Below are 24,445 nucleotides of genomic sequence, written 5' to 3'. Positions count from 1 at the left end.
TGCTATTTAATTTTGAATCTAATTGTTTTGTATTTTTTGCCATTCTTTTAGACTTTTGCAAATCCATTTTGGAACTTTACCTAATCTGTGCTCTAATTGTGCTTCGTATAAAGATGCCGGAAAAACTTGAGTTCCTAAACTTTCTAAATAGCCAACATTTTTTTCTTCTAAGGTAGTTTTTGAGCCGTGTAAACCCACAACATTCGGATTAACAACAGCGAAACCCCAATACAGATGTCTTGCTCCAGAAAGCTTCCAGTAATCGTAATTTTCCTGTGTCTTCCCTACTCTTTTGTAGTTCCATAAAGTCAACCCTTTTAAGTGATGTGGCTCGTTCTTATAATTACCACCATGAGATGTCATTTTTGCACCTTCATATAAATCTACTAAATTATTTTTAGGAATATCCGCATGAGAATCCCAACCTTGTTTTGGTGTTTTTACACGCCAAATTACAGAGCCCGAAGTTTTATGAGACATAGAAGCTCCATGCCATTGCCCGTAATTAGTTTTGTCATTAATTAAACCGGTTAATATTCTAGAAGACTGAGTAACGTTGGTTAATTTATGGCCGCTATTTCCTTCAATCAACAACATTAAAATAGAGGATGCATAACTATTCCCTAAGGAAACTGCACCCGTAATATTACTAAATTTACATCTTCTAACCCAAGAATTTGCTACGTTGCTCATCGCAATGATAGACCAAGCATTGTCATGTAAATAATCTTTATGATGTTTAAATTTATCTTTAAAGTTCGCTTTAAAGAAGATGTCTTCTACACCAACATTTTCTAGTGGATAAAAAGGTTTTGCTTGCCAATTATAACTGGTATTTATAGCATTTACTAACGGATCTTTTAAAGTGATTGTATTTCCAGAAATACTTTTTATTTCATGATTTTCTATAAAAGTAACACCTTTTTCTTGAATTTTTTCCCAATGTGGTCTTGGTTTCTTTCCTTCTAAAGATTCTGAAACAGCTTCTCTATTATAAGGCATTTCTAAGTGAATAAACTTTGCCTCTTTAAACAAATCTGCATTTTCTACTTCAATGGTAAAATCACCTTCCTTTGCATTTTTTAAAATATTTGTTTGTGCTTTTGCTCGTTTATTTGAAGAAAAAGTAAACATATAACTTACTTTCCATTCTGGTTCGTTTGGTGTTCTTCTCAACATGTGATTTTTCATGTTGATTATCGTTCCGTTTTTACCGAACCCACTTCCCTTTAAGATAATATTGGAGGAGCTAATTTCTATAGGATTTGTTTTTATTGGCTTCACATTTACCAAAAACTCTCCTTTTGGAAAAAAGACAATGCCTCCTTTGTTTTTTTCTGCCGCGTTAATTGTTGCTTGAATTGCCTCTTGATCAGAAATTGTATCATTAGCGATTGCACCAAAATCGGTCACCTTAAATACTTTTAAATTTTTGAATTTTTTAGGAACCCCAATTGCCCCTAATTTATAACCAGCATACGAATAATCGAATAACACAGGTATTTCTGGGTTAGAAATTTTACCCGTAAATTTTTGCCATATTTTAGCTTCTTCTTGGCCGTAAGTAATAGAAATTACAAAACATAAAAGAATTAAAAATCGATATTTTGAAAATTTCAAATTCATAATAAATAAACTAGTATTTGTTTGATATTTAATTCTTTAAATCCTGCAAGGTTTTTGAAACCTTGCAGGATAGACTTAATTATTTTTCTATTAAACTTATTTTTGCTAAAAAAAATATAGCAAGTATGTATTAAATCTTTTGAAGCCTAATTTACAAAAAGATTATATTTTAATTAATACAATTTCTTGTGATAAACCATCTATCAACTCTAAAGAAATAATAGTTGTTCCAGAAGAATTATCTACAGAAAGCACTTTTTCATTTAGAACTGAAGACCATTTTCCATTTAAAGTAATAGAAAGTTTCACAGATCTACTGAAATTGAAGAATCTGTTCATTCTAATTTCTTCAAAATTTAAATCTGGTTGTACAATACTTAAAGTCGTTTTATTAAAACTGTCTTCTCTTGCCATAATTAAGGCTGGTTTAGAAACAGCTTTTAAAATGCCATTTTCTAAATTTGTCTCAGGTTCAAAAACTACATAACCAATCGTATTTGTTTTACTGTCTTTTACAATATGAGCAATACTATCTGCTTTAAGAATCGTATAAGAATTATCATTCTTTACTTTCTTATCGAAGTTTTTAATTTCAGCTTCATTGTTAAAAGGATAAATAACATATTGATAATTTGCGTCTTTAGGTGCTAAACCATGAGGTATCCAAGCAGCAGCGTAATCACCTTCTGTTTCTTTTACGCCTTTAGCAGCATTATCTATTTTACCTGTATTTACAGAGTATTTATTGTGATAAGAATCTTGTTTTTCCTTTTTAAATTGAACAGCATTGTTAGATAAAATATGGTAACCATTCCCATAAGGATCAATAATCCAATTATTACCTTCACTATTTTTTTTCAATTCTCCCGCAAAAGGAAACTTTTTAATTTCTTCTTTATTTGTATAAATTAAATCTTTTTCATCCTTTAAAAAAGTTTGAAATAGGTTAGTTTGTGTTGGATTTTTCTCATCAACACTAGAAATATCTGTACCAATACAAATTAATTTATCACCAAAAGCGAATACCGATTTTTTAGCTTTTAATTTTCCAGAAAAGCCTACTTGAGTTGCTGGTCCCTCAACATTACTTCCTTTCTTTTCGTTTAAAACAAAGCCAAAAATACCGTCTTTATCTAAAGAAGTAGCTCCGGCAAATGTTTCTCCAGATCGAAACATAAGTAAAGGTCTTTTTGCTTCTAACTCTTTTAATGGCATGTTAATTACAGTTGCACCAGGATATAAATTCCAGTCCCAACCTTCTTGTTGAAAACCACTTCCTTTTTCACCCTTATTATTTAATAATTGTATGGTTCCGTTTGCTTGATATCTTCCATATCTATTTGCAGTTACATAAATTTCTGATCCCCAAACATATTTACTATACCCTTTTATCAAAGCTGCCCAGTCATTTTCTCTTTTAACAGCAGTCGCTCCGTAAGGAAAGCTGTAATAACCATCAAGACGTTCTTTAGGTATCCCTTTAACTTTGGTAAATAAAGCTGTATTCATAATATCCTCATCTCCCCAAAGACGTAAGTATGCAGATGCTACTTCTGTATCAATTTCCTCTTTACCCGTTGGGTCTCCTGCTCTTGCCATTAATAAAAAAGGCTTCTTTAAAGATTTTATGTTATTGCCTTCTAGCGGGTGACGGCCTGAATTACCAAATCCCCAATTAAATTTCTGACTGTAAATTCTAGACGCCATAAGTGCTTTTTTAAAATTAGCATGACCTTCTGTACTTATTCTAAAACGTGTTTTTGCCAATGTGTTAATTATTTTTGGCACAGAACTGAATGCACCAAGTCCGTAAGCAGGATAATGACCATTATGATGCCACACTGTTCCATCTACTTTAAAACCCCATTCTTCTTTTTGTTGTGCTAAGGTTATAGAAATATAGTTTGAATACGCCTTTAACATTACTGCTTGTTGTTCTTGCTTTTCGAACAAGAAAATCATCATTAAATGATAATACGATTGCGTGTTTAGATAATCGATATTAATGTGAAACTTTTCAGGATTATCTAATAACATTCCTAAATTAAATAACCAATGCAAACTACCAGAAACTTCACTTAATAAACCGTTTTTATATAGTAAACCACGCATCATAAAAAAAGATTCTGTAATTTGTCTTACTGCATAACCAATATGGTGTCTAGTACCACCATTAGAACCCGCAACCCAACCTTGGTCTAGATAGTATTTTGTTGCAGTTAAATACATTTCCTCCATTTCTGCTTTTTGTTCGGCATTTCCTCTTTCCATAAAAGCAGCAAGTTTTTTCATTACTCTGCCTAAATCTTTTATATCGTTAAATATGTCTTTTCCTTGTTGTTCTTTATCATACACATATTGCTCTCTTCTAAAAATTAGAGGTGGTCCTGTTACATATTTCCCATTATCTGTTAAGTTTAAATCATTAAAATCTTTTCGCATAGAATCTATGTACAACCTATACTTCTTTGGTATTTCCATATCAGCATCCAACTTTTGCTCAAATTTTTTCAAATCCATTCTTGTTGCATACGATATTGGTTTTGCTTCAATATTTTTAATACGATCATAATTTACCATCAAAGGCATCCAATGATCTTTTGCTAAATCTTGTCCTTTTTTAATAAAAGGCACAAATTCATCTGGGTATTGATGTCTGTCATCTTGAAATTGACCAAAAGAAATATCATCAAAAAATAACGTACCACTTTTAGTTGTGGTAGAAATTTTAAAACCATTATAAGCTACAGATGCTTTTTTCTTTGGAGCGTTTCCTTGCATTTCATACATAGGAACCCAGATGGTACGCCAACCTTTAAAATTTAATGGTAAATTAAAATACACTTCTTTCTTTCCATCCTTTTCGTAAGAAATAGTGATTTCTCCTTCTGAAGGAGTTTCATTATACAAATTCATTTGTAAGGTTGGACTTGCAGGAAAAAAGTCTCCATAATCTAAAGGGCTTTCATCTACAGTTAACATTCTAAAGTTTGATGTTGATACAGATGCATCTGTATCTGTCCAAGACCATTTTAAAGAATTTTTTCCGTATTTCTGGTGATCTGTACTTGCAGAAACAGTACTATTTACTGTCTTGTATTTACTTAAAACCGCTTCTTTTTCAAACGATTCTATCGCTGGTTTCTCTTGTGCATATCCAAAAAACCCTAATAAGATTATCAGTGAGGTTACTTTTGTTTTTATTAAATAATTCATGTTTTTTATACTATTAATATTGTTCATTATTTTTTATTGTTTATTTAATTTTCAACTTTAGAACCTTTAATTTCCCAATGTTGAAACCAAACACTTTTATTATTATTCACTTTATTTTTTTCAGGATTCTGAAAACTACTTATTAAAGACAAGTCGCCAAGTATTTCTTCTGAAGCAATGTCTTTTTTAGAAATTCTACCCAATACCTCTCCTGTTTTTACTTCTAAAACAGAAAAATCAATCTTGTAAAGGTTGTTTGTATTTGTAATTAAAACTTTTAAATCGAGGCCCTTTTTTAAATTATTAATAATTTTTTGATTTTTTTGGTTCGGACTTGGGCTTCCAATAAACAAAGCCCCATTTGTACAAACTCCAATATTTATGCCCTTATTAAAATTTTCGAGATTATCATTTAATAAGTTATTTTTATAACCAATATGAAATCCCGCCCAATTTTTATTTAAACTGGTAATTTCATCATTTAAAAAACCCAAACGGATTTTCATTTCTACAGTTGCATCTTCTGAACTTAATTTTGTTGTTTGCAAATGAATTTTTCTATCTAGGCAGCTTACTAAACATTCAATTCTATTGTTTTCAATCTGCCATTCATTAGCATCTTTGGTCCAATATTTCAATTCAGAAACGGTACTTATCTCTTTATTTATAAAATCAATTTTATAATCTGTATTTAAATGATGCTCTTTTATACAACTCATACAAAACATAAAAACACAGATAGAAATAGCAACTGTAAATTTATTTTTTATAATAGAGAAAATATTGAACACACTCAAATTCATTAATAAATTATTCTTTTAAGTTTTTATATTTTTCTAACCAAGGATCTTTCTTTTCCTTTAAGTTTTTCAATAATTCTTGATGTAATTTTTCTTCTATAACCGTATCCGTTCCTATAATATTTACTTTTTGATACGGGTCATTTACATTGTCATATAAAAATTTACGTTCTACATTCTTTTTATCAATGGTAATAACATAGGTATTATTATGAGTTCTTAGACCTCGATGCCCAGAAGCTGGTTGCCCTTCTAAAATAAAATAGTACAATGCAGAAGTTGGCTTATCCCCTTTATTGTCCGTAATAATGGAAGATAAATCTCTCCCATCTAAATTTGTTGGAATTCCCTCTGTTGCTTCCACTAAATTTAAAAGTGTTGGCATAATATCTGTTGTACTTACAATTAAATCGCTTTTCTGATTTGCCTTAATTTTCTTTGGCCATTTTATAATAAAAGGAACGTTTATAGCTTCTTCAAACCAAACATTTTTAGACATTAAACCGTGACTGCCCATCATTTCTCCATGATCTGAAGTAATTATAACAATGGTGTTTTCTTCTAATCCTTCGTCTTTTAACGTTTTTAAAACGCGCCCAATTTGTTCATCTACACCAGTTACCATCGCAAAATGATTTCTTACATGCTCTTTTGCTAAATGAGTTCTTTTTCTAGTAGCACCCGAATGAAAAGCAAATTCTGAAGCGTCTGAATCTAAAGCTACATTTTCTCTTACCAAAAGTTCCTCTAAAGATTTGTCTTTATAGTTTTCTAAGTATTTTTCTGGTACATATTGATACGGCGGATGTGGTGGGTTTACAGACCAAAACAATGCAAATGGTTTCTTTCCGCTTCTTGTTTTTGGGGATGGATTTTTAATATAATCGATAATAACATCTGCTTCATGTTTTGCAGACCATTCGTTTACATAAGTAACCTCATCTTCTTTGGCGTCGTTTTTCCAATAATGAGGTGTGTTGTGTTGATCGAAAGTACCATACGCATACCAGAAATTGAATCCGTGTCGTAATTCTTTTGGCTGATAAGCATCCCAAACTACGGTATCTTTTCCTTCCATTGGTTTCGGTGATCTTAAATGTAATTTACCAACATAACCTGCATCATACCCATTTTTAACCAAAACATCCGAAATACTAACATCTCCTTTTTGCCAAGAGTTATTGTATTTATGTCTTCTAGAATTACTGTTGCTTAAAACTGAATTATTATAAGGTAATTTCCCCGTCATTAGCATTCCACGATACGGGCTACATAAAGGATAATTACTAATAGCATTTGAAATAACCATGCCTTCTTTACCTAATTTATCTAAATTAGGGGTACTAACAGGATCTTGATTATTTAGACCAATTGCAGCATTTCTAAACTGATCTGGAAAAATAAACAAGATGTTTGGTTTCTCATTTTTCGTTTCTTGTGAAACTGAATTCGTTTTACAAGAAACCATCAGAATTGAGATACAAACGAATGATAAAAATTTGATGTAATTCTTCATTTTAATCCTTTTTTGGTTGTCACTTCAAGCACTCTGTCATTGCTCGAAACGAAGCAATCTTTTTTGAGTTTGAGCTAACAGATTGCTTCGTCGTTCCTCCTTGCAATTACAGCCTTTAATTTTATTTTTTAGCTTCTAATTTCTTCAATCTAGATAAAGCTTCAATATAGTAGTAATCTGCATAAATTAAGGCTACATCAATTTCATGTCCTAAAGATTTTGCTCCTGTAGAATGTAATAAAAAAGAATCTGCTTTACCAACTGCAGAGTATTTATCAGACCCTAAAGATTCTAGCATTTTTATCGCTGCATTGTAATATCTTTCTTGATCTTCTTTACTTTCTACCATTGTACTTAAATCTAACAATGCAGAGGCTACAACTGCTGCTGCAGAGGCATCTTTTTCTTCTTTCGGATTGCTTTGAACATCAAAATCCCAAGCAGGAACCATATCTTCTGGTAATAAATCTAAATATTTGTCCGTAATTTTTTGAGCAAAATCTAAAAACTTCTTGTCTTTTGTTTCCTTATACACCATCGTATACCCATACACTCCCCAAGCTTGCCCTCTAGACCATCTACTGTCATCTGCAAAACCTTGTTTTGTGTGTCTGTTTAAAACATTACCGTTTATAGAATCATATTCTATAACATGCCATGAGGTTAAATCTTCTCTAAAGTGATTGTTCATTGTAGTTTCTGCATGTTTTACAGCGATGTCATAAAACTTTTGATCTCCACCATTTTTCGCTGCCCAAAAAAGCAACTCTAAATTTAACATATTATCTATAATAGTAATGTGCTGTTTCCAACGTGGGTGCATTTTCGTAGACCAAGATTTTATGGTTCCCACATTCGGGTTAAATCTTGTCGCTAAAGATGCTGCAGATGTTAACAAAATATCTTTGTATTCCTCTTTCTTACCAATCTCATAACCTTTTCCGTATGCAGGAAACATCATAAAACCAATATCGTGGTGCTCTGTAATGTTTTTAAAATCTTCGAAAACTTCAGTACGTTTTGTTGCTTCCTCTTTCCATCTTTCATTTCCTGTTACATCATAGGCATACCATAAAACTCCAGGATAAAAACCAGAAGTCCATATTAATTTATCATTTCCTACTTCTTTCCATTCTTTTTTATCAGTATCAATTAACCTTGGGTGTTTTGTTAGGTCTGTTAATTTAGGAACTGCTATTTCTAGTTGATGTTCACAATCATCAATTTGTTTTTGTAAATTGATTTCAGGTTTAATCTCTGATACTTGTTTTGTTTCATTATTCTTTTTAGAATCTTTACAACTAACTAAACTTATCAAAATAATTAAGAGGAGAGCTTTAAAACGCATGCTTGTTATTTTAAATTATATACTAATTTTTATCATAAAAATGATTGCACACAAAAATACATAAGTACCATTAATTGCAAGAGGTGTGCATAGACCATAAAGAGGTGTGTTTTTAACCTAAAGTACTTTTTTCCCTTTAATACAGTGAAATTTTTAAATTAAAAAAAAAAGCATTAAACCTTTTTACGGATTTAATGCTTTCAATATAATTTAAAAAAGAGCTTAGTTTATAACCACTTTTTTACTTGCAACTCCGCCTTCTTTAGAGGCTATTTTTAAGATATATAATCCTTTAGAATAATTTCTTACATCTATTGGTTCTGCATTGTTATTGTTGTAAATTACTTTACCTGTTACGTCTATCAATTTTACGTTTTTAATGCTTGCATTCGCATTAGAAATAGTAATAAAATTACTAGTAGGATTAGGGTACACAGAAATAGCATTTCTTAATTCATCATCTGCTACTGAAAGTACAGCTGCATTAATTGTAATAGTTTCATCATTTATTTTAGCATTGTCTATTGCGAAATCACGGTATCCCGCATTTCCATCACTCCTAACCCATCTAATTTCTAAAACATCACCCGCATCCGCAGCAAGCGCATCATAAGTAACAGTTCCAATTTTTATTGGCCCACCATTATCAAACACCAATTGTCCAGATGAAGCTAGTAGTACGTTATCTGTTGCATTATACAACTGTAATTTAGCTCTAGAATAAGATGCACTTGCTTTATATATAGTGCTTTCTGCTTTATATCTTTTACCATCTACCATAGTTTCAGTAAGTGTAAATTTAGCTCCTTGCGGATCGACCGTGTTTTTACCGTCAACTAAAATAGCACCATCACCAACACCATCACCATTATCTTCGTCTGTAGTAATGAATGATAATATTGTTGGAGTTGCTTCGCTAGCATCTACAACACTCCATGAACCGTTAGGAGAAACAGCTGATAAAGCTTCTGTTACAAATGTTCCATTTAAACTCGCATTGTCTATTGCAAAATCACGACCTGAGTTATTTTCAACTCTTATGTATCTTAATTCTAATACATCTCCAGCATCATCTGCAACAGCTGTATAGGTTAAACTTACAGTTTCGACTGCTTGCGTAGTTGCACCATTTCCTAAAGAAATAGTAGAAGACGCAGCTAATTGAACATCATCTGTTTTATTATGTAAAGAAACTATAAAATTCACGTAAGAACTTCTAATATTATATACATTTGTTACAATAGCATAAACAGTTGCATCTTCCATAGTTCCATTAAAGGTGAATTTTGCTCCTAAATCTGGTACAGCATCCTGTCCATCAAAAAATAAAGCCCCATCATTAGCACCGTCTCCGTTATCTCCATCATCTGAAACTTCAGACATCGTTGTATTACCAACTGGAGACCAAAGACCGTTTGCAGGAACTTGAGCTGTTGTAATGGAAATTCCCATTACAGCAATTATAAAAAAGAATAATTTTTGAGTAATTTTTTTCATCATAAATAAAATTTAAAGGTTATTAATCTGTGTTTTTTCTATTGACAATAAAATTAGGTTTAATTACCAGTATTTATGTGGTGCTAGATGCTCAATGTTAGGGGTGATTCTGTTCAATGCTAATACTTTGTGGCATTTACAACTACTTTTTTATTAAGCACTCTACCATCTGTGGTCTCTAGTTTTAAAAAGTAGATTCCTTTTGAATAATTACTTACATTAATTGTATTTGTATATTTACTAGTGTAAATAGCTCTTCCAGAAACATCGATAAGTTGCACCATTTTAATTTGTATTGCTGCATCTGAAACATCAATATTCAAAATTCTATTTGTAGGATTTGGATAAACCTCAATCCTTTGATTTAATGCACTTTCCGAAATATATAACGGAACAGATAGCGGCACCGATTGTACATAAAATTGTAAATCAGAAAAATAAAACGTTCCATTTCTATTGGCTCCACTATGTGCAGTCGTGCTACCTTGATAGCGATAAGCTAAAGTTACGTTAGAACCATTACTACTATTGGCAAATGAGGTTAGATCTACTGCTCCATGTACATATTTTCGGCCATCTGAAGTTTTAGCTATCTTACCTGTATGTAATGGTAAAATAGACCATGTTGTTGTTGCTGGATCTCCTGTATAAGCCGTGGATGCTAATATCGTTATTGTAGCAATATCTCCATCTCCATAACGTCTTTCTGTCCAAAATGAAGCATATTTATAAGTATCTGTACCGTTAATGAGCGGGTTGGAAGCAGTTAAATCTAAAGTTGTTATAACCGCATAAGCATCTACACCAAAATTAGTTGTACTATTATTCCCTGAGGTAGAAATAGCTCTTTGATTACTAGCACTTCCTTCTGGAATTCTATTAGAAGGTCTGTTAGTAGAAGGATCAAAAAGACCATTGCTATCAACTGCATCTGGAACATCTGTAACTCTTTTCATTATTTCACTAGTTGCCTGACCTCCTTGGGAAACGACTTGTTTCGTAAATCCATGACCTGCATCAAACTGAAAATCCTCATAAAATACAACTGGGTAATCAGGGTTCACATAATCTACAACTTCTAATAAAATTTCTTTAGATAAACCATTAACTAAATCAAACTGAACAACTGTTTCTGCAGCCGATGAAGAAATAATACTTACTCCATCATAACTTTGAGTCAAAGTCCATTCCCCTTTTAAAGTTATTTGTTTGGTAACCGATATAGAAGGGCTATATGACCTAGAATTAAAACCTACATCTGGTTCTACAACAGATAACAATAATCTTCCTGTGCTATTATTATTTTCAGTCATTACCAAGCATGATGCATTAACACCTGTTACTTTATCATAAGGCAAATTAACTGTTGCGTTAAAAAAAGCATATCCCCAAACATCTTTTGCTTTGTGTGCAACAATATGTGCGTTTGCATTTTGCTGATGAACTACATAAGGTTTATTGCCTCCTTGTATTTCTGTGTGTAATGACTGCATTGCTGTAGCATTACTATTGGGCATTAATATATATTCATAATTTTCGTTTGATGGGTTTGTTCCATGATCTATATACCCTGTATAATAAGTTGCTGTAGGATTGCTACTAAAATCTACAGGCCAAATTTGATTTTGATTCGGTGTCTGCTGTACTTCCTTTTTAACTTTTAAAGAATGATTACCTGGAAGTAAATAAAACCCCGTATTATAATTGCTTAGTAGCCAGTTGTTTGAAGCTCCACCGTAAGTTATTTCTCCTGATGATGCTTGGTTTACTCCATTAACATTAGGACTAACACCCTTATTATCTAAACGTTGATATAAGGTGGTAATCGTTTCGTTTGAAGTATCGTTATTATTTATTCCAGAAGCTAAACACACAATGATATCATCAAAATAAAAATTTGATTTTTTAAATGTAAACGTGTTATTATGATTTTCTGATGAATGCGTTGTACTAAAACCCTGACCTTCTTTTTCCTGAAAATCCATAGCAAACATGCCATAATCTCCATGATTATTAGTCAACAACTCACTCCCTTTATTTTTTAAGTTTAGAGCTCCAACAAATCTTTTTTGTTGTTCTTCATCTAAACGGCCACGTTCTGCATGTAAATTTGCCCACGGTAATCTAATAACAGTTGTACCTGGATTATAATTCCAGTTCCAAGTATTTACGTCGTAACCATTTCCTGTTTCTTTATTCCCTGGATAAATAACTTCTTGTGCACCATAACTTTGATAACGCCCATATCTGTTCTGTGGTGGGTAAGCCTCACTACCCCACATATTACTAGAAAAACCTTTATTAAATACAACCCAACCATTTTTTCTATAAGCAGCTGCCATAGCGTGATTAAATTGAAAAAAACCTTCAGTAAAAGGTGCAACTGTACTGTAATTAAATTCGGCATCTGAACCATAAATTCTATTATGCATCCCAGCAAAAATTGGATCAGCTGTGGATAAACCAAGAATATCTCCACCTACAACTGCTATTCTTTTAAGTGTAGATTGAGACAATGGTCTCGTTCTACTTTGAGGATTTCTCCCTGCAGTTGATAATGCCTGAATTCCCGCATCGTTTGCTTGTATGTATTGAGTAAGAAAAGCATTACGAAACACCTGATAATTTGCTTGGTCTACCTGAAAACTCGTACCACTTAAATAAGATAATATGTTGGCTGCTGTGTTATAGGCATACATGTAATTATTATAAGCTGTCCAGTGATGAAAGCCAGAACCATCTACTTTAATACCTTCGGATGTACCAGAAGTGTAAGAAAAGAAGCGGTTTATAAAACGTTTGTATGCACGCATGTATCTGTAACGCTCTTCTGGTGTATTATGCCATAAACTATAAGCTAGCATTACATCAGAAATATTAAAAATCATATCTGTATTAATAGCATTATTATTTATTTGATAATTGGTATCGAAAGTAGGTTCCCAAAAATGTTCAAATTCTACGGAGTGTTTATACAAAGTATATTCAAATAAACTTTTTACATTTAAATCTAGAAAATCTTTTAACAAAGAAGCAGGTCTTGCAAAATCCTCATAAGAGTACAATTGATTATCTATAGCTAAATCACCAGAACAAAATTGTTTCGAGAACCACCAAACTGTATTGTTGGCTTTTGTTTTAATATTGGTGTCTGTAGGATTAAATTTCAACTGTTTTGCAAATGTTTTTAAGAAAGAAGCCTCCTTAAAGTTTGAGGGTGTGTTTCCAGTAATAGTACCCCCAGAAACATTTATATTTAATGCTGCATAGGCGTTTTCTGCAGAAGACAATTCATTTGCAGACGGTGTGTTTGTACCCAAATACCTATCTGAAAATCTATCAACGGCTGTATTAATTTCTGCTTCTATAGTTGCATTTGATGCTATTAAAGGTAAATCTGGTGTTACTGTAAAAGGACAAGGTCCTACTAACAAGATATTATCGATAGCAAAATCTCTTGCTGTATTTCCGTTATCTGTTCTTATATAACGTATTTGTAAAACATCTCCATTGTCTGCAGAAACCGCAGTATAACTTAAAGTTGTATTTACTGGTGTTGTATCATTTCCATCATGCTTAATTATTGGTGATGTTTTTAATACTCTAGAATTTGTTTTATTATATAATTCAACCTTAAGATTTACATAAGAACTATTTCGATTATAAGTATAAGTACTAATCGTTATAGATTCTCCCAACTGCATTGTTCCTCCAAAAGTGTATGCAGCACCTTGTCCTGTAGCGGTCGATTGTCCGTCTACAAAAGTAGCGCCATCTCCAACACCATCTCCATTGTCTGCATCATCTGTTACAGTAGTTATAACTACATTACCTATTGGATCCCATGTTGTTGAACTTGTATTTACTTGTGCAAAAGAAATATTTACTACTATGAGGAAAAGTAGCGTTAAAGGGTATATATGTTTCATCTTTTTAAGGTGTAATCTGTTGTTACTGAATTAACTCGCTTGTCACTTATTTTTAAAATATTAACTATAATTATTGTTTCATTATTAATTTTTGAATATCTAAACATCAACTTCAATTATCTAATAGGTTTGTTTCTTTTCCTACTTTCTAAAAGATTATTTTATAATAATGTAGGCTAAAAATTAATCTCTTAATTAACCAAAAAAACCTTCAAAGAACGATACATTATACTTGTAAAGACTTTGAAGGTTCTGAAATATTATTAACCAAAAAATATTAATCTGTAACCGTAATAGTAAATTCCTTCATGCTATCCTTTTGACCATGTATTGTTTCGTTGCTTCCAACAAATACTACTGAATAAGTACCAGCCTCTGAATATATATACTGAAACGACTTAAGGATATCTGTATATGATTTTAAAGGCTCTCCACGATCTGGTTCAACAGCTCCTGATAAATTTATTGGACGACTTATTAACCAATCATCGTTTGTATATTCTGCTTGATCTCCAGACATTTCAAAATAACCTCCTTTATTAACCCAAAGATCTTTACTTTTATTAGAAGGATGCGTTCCTTCAACATTTACAGGTTTAAAACCTGGGTTAGTAATAGTAGTAACATCTAATGAATAATTTTCATTCTCAACTGCTAGAGAGATATCAAAGCTATGTAAACGAAAAACACCTTGTCTGTTTCCTTCAGATTTTTTTCCTTCAGCATTTACTCTTATGGCAAAATAAGTAGGTAGATCGCTTGCTAAATCGCTAATATCTACAGTTCCAGAATTGGTTTGGCTATATGTTCTTGCTGTTGCAAATGTAAAACGATCTGTAATATCTGTCCAAGTAGCAGCTTGTACATCTTCTACTTTACCAGATCCTGTATAATCTGTGGATACTAATAAGTTCCAAGCATTGTCAGATCTACTGGCGCCATCAAAATAATGTCTAGCAGTATCAAAAGATAAAGAAAACGTACCATCTGCTTTTAAACGATTACTATTTCTAAATTCACGACTAGTTTCGCCTGAGAAGAAACTTAAAAAATCTGGAGCGTTACTGATTTTAAACTCAACTGGTTCACCTACTTTAGCTGTTGCATTAAAAGCAACATCAAAATTAGGGTTCGTTATTTCATCTAGATCTTCACAACTCTGAAACCCTAAGGTTACTAGAATCAACATTGTTAATCTGTAAACTATTTTTTTCATTTTAAATGTTTTTAATTTATTCATATTAAAACTGGTTTCAACTTTTTACATCCAGTAAACAGTTGAAACCAATTCTTTTTTTTACCAACCAGTGGTTTGTTTTAAATTAGTATTTACACCCAATTCTTGTGCAGGAATAGGAAGTATATAATTCTTACTTGGCACAAAGTCCTCATAACCTTCATAATAACTCCAGTTTGTGCTCATGGTATTTCTTCTAGGAACTGTGTTTGTAGGGTTAGTAGTGTCAATTATTGGAATGTCATTAGCATCTAATGAATATTCACCAAAAGTAACCCAATCTTCATTCATAAAGCTCGTATCAGCCTCTAAAGCTCTTACTGCATCTCTTGTTGCATATACTGTTTCCTCTAAGATTCCCCATCTTACAAGATCGAATTTACGGTGTCCTTCAAAACATAATTCTAGCAAATACTCTTCTTGTATAGCCTCATCTGAAATTGCAGTCAAAGGTGTAGCATTCGCTCTATTTCTTACATCGTTAACCGCTTTTAATGCTTTCGCTGGATCTGTATTAACAAGTGCTTCTGCATATATTAAATACATTTCAGACAAACGGATTACTGGCCAATGATGAGACCCCCAACTATTAAAGGTAGGATCAGGCTCTAAAAACCTACGGTATTTTGAAGCCGCATAAGAAAACTGAGAGCTTTCTAATTGTAATGTACAGCTACCGTCTCTTTTATTATAAAATGGAAGTGTGTTCCACAAACCTCTTTCGTCATCAGGATCTGATCTATATTTTAAAACCAAAGTTACATTAGCAAAAGTATTCCCATAAGCTTTACCTTTTAGACGTGCCCCTTTTGTAGCACAATTTTCATCTTCAAATAGCATTCCAAAACCAGAACCTAAATTAGATAATTGCGGATTAATACCTTCAAGGGAAAACCCTATTTGAAATAAAGTTTCCTTAGTCTCATAGTTCCCTCTTCCAAGTTCGTTAAAAACATCTTGATATTGTGGGTTTAATTCATGATATGGATCATCTATAACCTTTTTACTCCATGCAGCAGCTTTCTCATAAGCACCTGCTTCATTAAAAGGAGCCGTTGCCATAAAAATATAAGCTCTCGCTATTAATCCTCTAGCCGCACTTTTATTTCCTCTACCACCTATTGCTTCAGTAGCGGTTGGTAAATGCTTTTCTGCAAATTCTAAATCTGCAATAATTTGTCTGTACACGTCGATACCTGGAGTTCTAGGTAATAATTCCTTAGTAATAAACTCAGCTTCTAAAGGCATTGGAATTCCTTGAATACCACCAAATGCTTTTTGTATATCAAAATATAAAAAACCTCTTAAAAAACGCGCTTCTGCTTCATATTCTAACTTCACAGCTTCATCTAATTCTGAGTTTCGAACCCCAATCAATAAAGAGTTTGCAGCTGCAACACCTTCATAATATTGTGCCCATATTCTGCCCAATACAGGATCTGATGCTGTAAAATTATTTTTAATAATATTTTGAAGCCCTTTTCGCTTGTAAAAACCTTCATCTGTCCAACCTGTTGGATACTGTCCATTGATGATAGCATCTCTATACACCTGTAAAACACGGCTATATGCACCTGCTAATCCTGCCAAGGCACCTGCTTCAGTCTTGTATAAGGTTTCTGAAGATATATTGTCATTTGGCAATATATCTAATTGATCATCACAACCTTGCATTAAAAAGGCGGTAAAGATGGTTGCTATTATAAATTTTATTCTCATGATTTCTTTTTTTTAAAATGATACATTTAGGCCTAAACTGAATGTTCTAGCCTTTGGATAAGACGAATAATCAACACCAGGCATAATTAATGATCTTTGTGTTGAAACCTCTGGATCAAAACCAGAATAGTTTGTCCAAGTGATTAGGTTTTGTCCCGATAGAAACATTTCTAAACTGTTAATTTTTAATTTTTCTAAAACATCTTTAGAAAACTTATAAGAAAGATTAACGGTTTTTAATCTAATAAAAGAACCATCTTCTATAACTCTAGAAGAGATGTCTTCAACTCCTTGTCCACCTGCTCTATGCATTGTTGTGTTTTGGTTTTCCCAAGTCCATCTGTTAAGTGTTGTTGCCAATTGGTTTTGACCTGCATTTTCCATGTTTTCAAACACCAATCTATTGGCATTTAAAATGTCATTACCATAAGACCATTGTAAAAATGTACTTAATTGAATGTTTTTGTAATTAAAGGTATTTCCAAAACCACCATAGTGTTTTGCTAAAGCATTACCAATAATAGTTTTATCGCCATCTGTTATTTGTCCATTACCATCGATATCTTTAAACTTTTCATCCCCTGCTTGGTGACTTCCTTTATAATAAGGCTGACCTGGACGCAATGTGTGTGAAGCAGCTGTAGGATCGTAATTTACAAAATCTTCTGGTTGATATACACCATCAGAGATACGTCCGTACATATTACCTAATGGCTTACCTTCTTGAACAATAAACTGTGGTTTATTTAGTCTAAAGAAATAATTAGGCGTTCCAAAAATTGATTTTCCTTCAGGTAAAGATTGAACGCTATTTTGATTAAAAGAGATATTAAAATCTGAAATCCAGCTAAAATCTTTAGTTTTTATATTTACCGTATTAAAACTAACTTCCAAACCTCTATTTCTTACATGCCCAGTATTTACCCATTTTTCACTATAACCTACCGATTGAGCAACATCAGCATTTAAAAGTAAATCTTTCGTGTCTTTTTGATACACTTCAACTAAAAAAGATAGTCTACCCTGAAAGAAGCCCATGTCTAAACCAACATTCACCTGATCTGTTGTTTCCCAAAGTAAGTTGTCATTGGCTCCAGAACTTGGAGGGCGTTGTCCTGAAACAGTAGCTCCACCAAAAGGGTAATTCGCTAAATTATCTGTCAAGATCTCAAATCTAGCACTACTATCAAATCTATCATTACCCGTTTTACCATACCCTGCTTTAAACTTCAATTGTGAGAATACATTTAGGTCTTTTATAAAATTTTCTCTATCTGCATTCCATGAAAATGCTGCAGATGGGAAGTACCCAATATTATTTTTTTTAGGAAAATTTGAAGAACCATCACGTCTTAGTGAAGCTGTAAATAAGTACTTGCCTTTATAGCCATAATTTACTCTTGATAATACAGAGAAAATCCTAGACTCACTTGTACCATAAGTATCATTTTCATCTTTTAGCTCTCCTCCGTCTATAGAGTTAATTCCTAATCCCTCAAGGTATTGTGGAATCTCTTTAGCTGAAACGCTTGCTAATTCATTTTTATTAATATTTAAAGTAACCCCAAACAATGCATCTATTGTATGATTGCCAAATTTCTTTTTATAATTTAAGGTGTTCACCGAAGAGAAGTTTTTCCATTTTTGTTCTCTTATACTACCATTAATACCTTCTATTGGATTTATTAATCGACCATAAACTGTTTTGCTATTATTAAAACTTCCCGAAGTTCTAGTCTGGCGATTAAAACTTGCCTTAGTTTCAACTCTAAAATCGGAGTTTATTTTATACTTCAAGCTAAAATTAGCTATAAAACGATCAACCTGATTTTTTCTATATTCATTATTTAATGATACAATCGGGTGCCAAACTACAGCATTCGTTTCATCAAAATTTTCGCTTACTTGAGATAAAGGATCAAAACCATCTTCATATTCTACAAATTGATTTGCTACATTGGTATATGTTAACAAACTTCTTAAAAAAGAATAAGAACTAGTTCCGTTAACGCCAATACCTTCTTGTTCAGTACTTGTATACATCACATCAACGGTTGCATCTAATTTATCATTAACTTTATGATGTACAGTCATTCTACCATTTAGCCTACTATATTCCGACTTCATTAAAGTACCTTGATCGTCAACCGCATTTAACGATGCGTTAAACCTAGTTTTTTCGGTTCCGCTAGATATATCAAGCTTATGAGTTTTTGTATAAGCTGTTCTAAATGCTTCATCCTGCCAGTCTCTACCTACTGTATTTCTATAATCTTCTGCATCACCAACAATTACACCAGGGCTACTAGGTCCACCAGGACGAATTGAATAAAAACGCGATGCTATATTATTAAAGTTTATTTCTTCACCTAGTTTTAAAAATTCATAAGGTTCTAATACCTCTAATGTTTTTGAAACATTTTTAACATCCAATCGTGTTGAATAACTAACTTTAGTTTGCCCTACCTTAGCACGTTTTGTATTAATTATGATTACACCATTAGCACCACGAACCCCATAAATAGCAGTTGCAGATGCATCCTTTAAAACAGACATAGATTCAATATCTGAAGGATCTACAATTCCTGGGTCAAAGTTATCTACAATAAAACCATCTACTACATACAAAGGTGAGTTATCACCGTTTATTGAGTTACCACCTCTAATAACAATAGTTGCACTAGCTCCTGGCTCACCACTATTGGTACTTACTTGAACCCCAGAAACACGTCCTGCCAAAGCTTGATCGAAATTCACAACTGGTGCCTCGGTTAATTTGTCCATTTTTACCGTTGCAACAGAACCTGTTACATCTTTTCTCTGAACTGAACCATACCCAATTACTACAATTTCTTCTAAACTTTGAACATCTGGCGAAAGACTTACGTTTAATGTATTCTCGTTACCAACCGTTTTAACCATTGGCTTATACCCTAGATAATTAAAGGTAACTGTAGTACCTACTTTTACTTGAAGAGAATATTTACCATCGAAATCTGTAGAGACTCCGTTTAGTGTTCCCGTTTCCATTACCGAGACTCCTGGTAACGGCGAGCCAATTTCATCTGTTACTACACCAGAAATAGTTTTTACCTGCCCATAAGTAGAGAAAGTACTTATTGCACTGAATAAAAATAAAAAGAGAATAACACGATTCACTTTTGATTTGTTTAAAGATAGTTTCAAATATTTTTTCATCCTTAATTGTTTAGTTTAAATTATACCGTAAAGTTAACAAGATGTTAAAGAAATAAAAGGGGGTAGTTAGCTCTTTATAGTGGGGTTTATTGTTCTACTTTCATATAAATACAGATAAACAAAGGGTATCTGAGTAATGATACAAAAAAAGATAAAGTTTAAAAAGCCCTTTTCTTATTCGGGTTTTTCATTCTTTTTTCGCGAATTATTTACACGGTACTGAGAAGGTAATTCATTAAATAACTTCTTAAAAGATTTTCTGAAGTGTTTTAAATCATTAAAACCAAGATCAAATGCAATTTCTGAAATTGTTAATTTTGTTTGTGCTATTAATTGCGCAGCTCTTTTTAATTTTATAGTTCTAATAAATTCTGTAATAGATTGCCCTGTTAATGCTTTTAATTTTCTATAAAGTGCAGAACGACTCATACCTAATTCATTAATAAAATCATTTATTGTAAAGTCTGCGTTATTAATATTTTCTTCAATTAAGGTAATACTCTTCTGTAAAAAGATTTCATCTGCAGAAGTAATTTCTAACTCTTTAGGTTTTAAAATGATTTCCTTTTTAAATTTCTTAATTAAGTTTTGTCTTGTTTGTAAAAGGTTTTTTACTTTTTGCTCTAGAATACTCGCATCAAAAGGTTTGGTTACATAGGCATCTGCACCAATTTTATACCCTTCTTTTTGAGAATCTTGTGAAGTTTTAGCTGTTAATAATAAAACAGGAATATGACTTGTTATCACATCTTTCTTAATATTTTTACAAAGTTCAATACCATTCATAATTGGCATCATTACATCACTAATAATTAAATCGATGGCATTATTTTTTGCAATTTCTAAAGCAATTGCACCATTTTCTGCTTCTAAGATATTGTGATTCCCTTCAAAAATTTGCTTGATAAAGAAACGCACCTCTGTATTGTCTTCTACCAATAAAAGTGTTGGAATATTATCGTTTATTTCTGGTTTTACAGCTGCTACATTTTTAGCCTTTTCTTGTAAATAATCTACTGAAGCATCTTCATAAAAATTAATATTTTCTATTTCATTAGATTCAGAAATCATTTGGTCTTCTGTTAAATGAGCATTCCCAAAAGGCACTAAAATTATAAATGAAGTACCTTCTTCTTCTTTGCTTTTTACCTTTATAGAACCACTATGAAGTTCTATAACACTTTTAGCTAAAGCCAAACCAATACCAGTACCAGAACGCGAATTTTCATCTCTCTCTATTTGATAAAATCGGTCAAACACAAACTTTAGATTCTTTTTAGGAATTCCTCGTCCGGTATCTTTAATTTCAATTTTAACAAACGGTTGTTTTTTCTTACCTTTTTCTACCGTAGAAATTCTAATCTTAATTTTACTACTATCTGCACTGAATTTAAATGCATTTGAAAGTAAATTAAAAATTACTTTTTTTAGATTTACAACATCGAACCAAACATCTAAAACCTCTTCATTAGATTTAAAGCTGTAGTCTATTTCTCTATAATTTGCCAACTCGTCAAAAGATACTTTTATATTTTCTACAAAAGAAACAATATTGTTATGAGATGCTTTTAGTTTTAATTTACCAGATTCATTTTTTCTAAAATCTAATAACTGATTTATTAATTGTAATAAAACACTGGCATTTCTGTACATTATTTGATGCTGCTTTTGCACAAAACTAGTTCCTTCGTTATTCTTTAACATTCTTTCTAGAGGCCCAATAATTAATGTTAGTGGCGTTCTAAAATCATGCGAAATATTTGTAAATAGTTTTAATTTTAAACTATTTATTTCTTCTATTTTTTCTTTCTCTAAGCGTTCTTGTTTTAATTCATTTTTCTCATAAATTCTTAACAAACTATACTTTCTAATCAACAATAACGCACCAATAATTACTAAGATATAGATAAAATATGCCCACCAAGTTTTCCATAACGGAGGCAATATCCTCACAATAACAGCTCGTCCTTTCTCATTCCAAAGACCATCACTATTAGATGCTTTTACCTTAAACAGATATTTACCTGCATCTAAATTTGTGTAGGTTGCAGACTTTTTATTGCCAATATAATTCCAACTTGTATCGAAACCCTCTAACTTATAGGCATATTTATTTTTATCTGGTTGCGAGTAACTCAATGCTATAAAACTGAAACTAAAAACACTTTGATCGTGCGTAAGCGTAATTTTTTTGCCAATTCTTGTTCCTGATAAATAAGGTTTATTATTTACCGAAAACGAGGTTACATAAACAGAGGGGATAAATGCATTTTCGGCTATTTTTTCTGGATTGAAAAAGACGATACCGTTTGCACTCCCAAACATTAACTGTTTATTCTCTAATTTAATTTTAGAATTGTAATTAAACTCATTACTTATCAATCCATCAGAAACATCAAAATTCTTAAATTGACATGTGTTTAAATTTAATCTACTTATTCCTTTGTTTGTGCTAAACCATAAATTATTATAGTCATCTGGTAAAATGGAATAAATCACCTGGTTTGGTAAACCATCTTTGGTTCCGTATCGAATACTGTTTTGGGTTTTCGTATTGTAATAAAACACTCCATCACCTTCTGTACCAATCCAAATATTATTAAATTCATCTTCATAGGCACATAATGTTATTGCCGCATTTTCTAATTCTTCGCTTTTCTTTTGGTAGGCTATTGAAGTTATTTTTTTAGAATTTATATTAATTTTAGCCAACCCTTCATTTCCAGAAATTAACAGCACCTCTTTGTCATTTGTTTCTGATATATTGTACACAAAATCTCCTATAAAAGAAGTTGCTTCTTCAATTCTTAAAAATGAATTTTCTTTTACATTTAACATGTTTAATCCTCCACCAGAGGTTCCTACCCAAATATTCTCTTTATCGTCTTCAAATAAAGATATAATTCTATCGCTACTTAAACTAGTTGAGTCATTGGAATCACTTCTATATTTTAAAAAAGTGTAAGGTTTTTTCTTCGGATTTAAGAAATTTAAACCACCATCATGTGTACCAATCCAAAAATTACCTTTTTTTGTTTTAATAAGAGACTTTACGTTATTAGCACTAATGCTTTTGGCGTTATTCTTATCATGTGTGTAATAGGTAAACTTGTCGGTTTTTTTATCTAAAAAATTAACACCTCCACCTTCTGTACCAATCCATAAATTATTAGCGTTGTCTTCTACAATATCACTTACTACTTTATAATTTAGCTTGTAGTTATTTGACCCAGCGTAGTAGTTTTTAAAAAGGTCGAAACTTCTATCATAATAATTTATTCCGCCAGCATAGGTACCAATCCAAACATCTCCTTTTGTATCACCAATAATGCTGTAAATTGAATTCTGGCTTAAGCTATTTAAGTTATTTTCGTCATGTTCATAATGGTTTATAGTTGTTTTATCCTTATCAATAATATACAAACCTTTATAAGTTCCTACCCAAATATTGCCATAAAAATCTTGATGAATGTCTCTTACTTCATCATTAATTGTAGTGGTGTTTTTTGAATTTATTTCAAAATGTTCAAACTTATTTTTCTCTGGATTAAAAACGGCTAAACCATCTCTGTAGCCTAACCAAATAACATCACTAGCATCTTGAAATATAACAGGCGCATAACTTATAGTAGATTTTCTTACTTGAGTTATAGGATAAGAAATTTGTTTAAACTCCTTTTTTTTATCATTGTAAACAGAGATATTCTGTCTATTACAGATCCATAAATCTTGGTTTGATGCAACAAATAAAGATCTAATTTGATTTTCTAATAAAGCTTTGGAAGTATTCGCTTTATTAAAAATATGTTCACTTTTTGCGGTCTTTATATTAAATTTCTCTAACCCTGCATTGGTACCAACCCACAAATAATTTTTATCTATAGAAGCTAAGCTCCATATTTCATTATTAATTAAACTACCATCTAAGTTAGATTGCTTAACTCTTTCGAAGTTATCTTCATGCGGAATGTATTTGTTTAAACCGTTGTTTGTACCAATCCAAATTGTACCATTCTTATCTTCTAATAGGGTTTTTATATAACTATTACTTATACTATTTTTATCTCTGTAATTATATCGGTAAGTAATAAAAGTATGGCCATCATACTTATTCAATCCATCTCTAGTACCAAACCATATAAAACCTCTAGAATCTTGCAGAATACACAATACAGAGCTTTGAGACAGGCCTTCTGTTAAAGAAAATTGCTTAAACTTTAAGAGCTGATTGCTACTAGAGAAATCTTGTGCTTTGGCAGAAAATAGTACCAAAACAAAAGAAAGAAAAAATAATATATTTTTAAAATTCATTAAAAAAATTTACGTAATAATTTCATAATATGTAAAAGTTAAATGTAA

The 24,445-nt window shown here is 31.8% G+C and carries 11 protein-coding genes; all 11 read right to left on the bottom strand.

Annotation, left to right across the window (positions count from 1 at the left end; translation table 11 throughout):
• Window positions 1–18: 18 nt before the first annotated feature.
• The 11 genes from ES045_RS12385 to ES045_RS12335 all read right to left on the bottom strand — a co-directional run bounded on the left by ES045_RS12385 (window position 19) and on the right by ES045_RS12335 (window position 24,397).
• A complete protein-coding gene (locus ES045_RS12385) occupies window positions 19–1,626 on the bottom strand; it encodes a DUF4955 domain-containing protein (RefSeq protein WP_147116606.1) in 1,608 nt (535 codons plus the stop codon).
• A gap of 162 nt (window positions 1,627–1,788) precedes the next feature.
• On the bottom strand, window positions 1,789–4,842 hold the full coding sequence (locus ES045_RS12380; RefSeq protein WP_189663098.1) for a chondroitinase family polysaccharide lyase: 3,054 nt from the start codon (window positions 4,840–4,842) through the stop codon (window positions 1,789–1,791).
• 44 nt (window positions 4,843–4,886) lie between these two features.
• Window positions 4,887–5,561, bottom strand: coding sequence for a hypothetical protein (locus tag ES045_RS12375; RefSeq protein ID WP_147116604.1), 675 nt, complete (start codon window positions 5,559–5,561; stop codon window positions 4,887–4,889).
• A gap of 91 nt (window positions 5,562–5,652) precedes the next feature.
• Window positions 5,653–7,158: a sulfatase gene (locus ES045_RS12370; protein ID WP_147116603.1), complete on the bottom strand. Its 1,506-nt coding sequence runs from the start codon at window positions 7,156–7,158 to the stop codon at window positions 5,653–5,655.
• A 121-nt stretch (window positions 7,159–7,279) separates the two neighbouring features.
• The gene (locus tag ES045_RS12365) at window positions 7,280–8,506 is read right to left on the bottom strand and encodes a glycoside hydrolase family 88 protein (protein WP_147116602.1); all 1,227 of its coding nucleotides are present in this window, start codon (window positions 8,504–8,506) and stop codon (window positions 7,280–7,282) included.
• A 222-nt stretch (window positions 8,507–8,728) separates the two neighbouring features.
• Window positions 8,729–10,006, bottom strand: coding sequence for a T9SS type A sorting domain-containing protein (locus ES045_RS12360; protein ID WP_147116601.1), 1,278 nt, complete (start codon window positions 10,004–10,006; stop codon window positions 8,729–8,731).
• A gap of 116 nt (window positions 10,007–10,122) precedes the next feature.
• Window positions 10,123–13,932, bottom strand: a complete 3,810-nt coding sequence (locus ES045_RS12355; protein ID WP_147116600.1) for a polysaccharide lyase family 8 super-sandwich domain-containing protein — start codon at window positions 13,930–13,932, stop codon at window positions 10,123–10,125.
• A 277-nt stretch (window positions 13,933–14,209) separates the two neighbouring features.
• Window positions 14,210–15,148 (bottom strand): DUF5017 domain-containing protein, encoded by a 939-nt coding sequence (locus ES045_RS12350; protein ID WP_189663097.1) that lies wholly within the window; start codon window positions 15,146–15,148, stop codon window positions 14,210–14,212.
• Between the two features lie 81 nt (window positions 15,149–15,229).
• The gene (locus tag ES045_RS12345; protein WP_147116598.1) at window positions 15,230–16,888 is read right to left on the bottom strand and encodes a RagB/SusD family nutrient uptake outer membrane protein; all 1,659 of its coding nucleotides are present in this window, start codon (window positions 16,886–16,888) and stop codon (window positions 15,230–15,232) included.
• A 12-nt stretch (window positions 16,889–16,900) separates the two neighbouring features.
• Window positions 16,901–20,086, bottom strand: a complete 3,186-nt coding sequence (locus ES045_RS12340; protein WP_147116597.1) for a SusC/RagA family TonB-linked outer membrane protein — start codon at window positions 20,084–20,086, stop codon at window positions 16,901–16,903.
• A gap of 174 nt (window positions 20,087–20,260) precedes the next feature.
• The gene (locus ES045_RS12335; RefSeq protein ID WP_147116596.1) at window positions 20,261–24,397 is read right to left on the bottom strand and encodes a hybrid sensor histidine kinase/response regulator transcription factor; all 4,137 of its coding nucleotides are present in this window, start codon (window positions 24,395–24,397) and stop codon (window positions 20,261–20,263) included.
• Window positions 24,398–24,445 lie beyond the last annotated feature (48 nt).

The organism is Polaribacter sp. IC073, assembly GCF_007997075.1.
Taxonomy (GTDB): domain Bacteria; phylum Bacteroidota; class Bacteroidia; order Flavobacteriales; family Flavobacteriaceae; genus Polaribacter.
The sequence above is the reverse complement of the archived record's forward strand: the minus strand, read 5'-3'. Positions and strand labels throughout refer to the sequence as shown.

Excerpts from the sequence above, each read along its gene's own strand:
- ES045_RS12385 (WP_147116606.1), bottom strand. The coding sequence starts at position 1,626 with ATGAATTTGAAATTTTCAAAATATCGATTTTTAATTCTTTTATGTTTT.
- ES045_RS12380 (WP_189663098.1), bottom strand. The coding sequence starts at position 4,842 with ATGAATTATTTAATAAAAACAAAAGTAACCTCACTGATAATCTTATTA.
- ES045_RS12375 (WP_147116604.1), bottom strand. The coding sequence starts at position 5,561 with ATGAGTTGTATAAAAGAGCATCATTTAAATACAGATTATAAAATTGAT.
- ES045_RS12370 (WP_147116603.1), bottom strand. The coding sequence starts at position 7,158 with ATGAAGAATTACATCAAATTTTTATCATTCGTTTGTATCTCAATTCTG.
- ES045_RS12365 (WP_147116602.1), bottom strand. The coding sequence starts at position 8,506 with ATGCGTTTTAAAGCTCTCCTCTTAATTATTTTGATAAGTTTAGTTAGT.
- ES045_RS12360 (WP_147116601.1), bottom strand. The coding sequence starts at position 10,006 with ATGATGAAAAAAATTACTCAAAAATTATTCTTTTTTATAATTGCTGTA.
- ES045_RS12355 (WP_147116600.1), bottom strand. The coding sequence starts at position 13,932 with ATGAAACATATATACCCTTTAACGCTACTTTTCCTCATAGTAGTAAAT.
- ES045_RS12350 (WP_189663097.1), bottom strand. The coding sequence starts at position 15,148 with ATGAAAAAAATAGTTTACAGATTAACAATGTTGATTCTAGTAACCTTA.
- ES045_RS12345 (WP_147116598.1), bottom strand. The coding sequence starts at position 16,888 with ATGAGAATAAAATTTATAATAGCAACCATCTTTACCGCCTTTTTAATG.
- ES045_RS12340 (WP_147116597.1), bottom strand. The coding sequence starts at position 20,086 with ATGAAAAAATATTTGAAACTATCTTTAAACAAATCAAAAGTGAATCGT.
- ES045_RS12335 (WP_147116596.1), bottom strand. The coding sequence starts at position 24,397 with ATGAATTTTAAAAATATATTATTTTTTCTTTCTTTTGTTTTGGTACTA.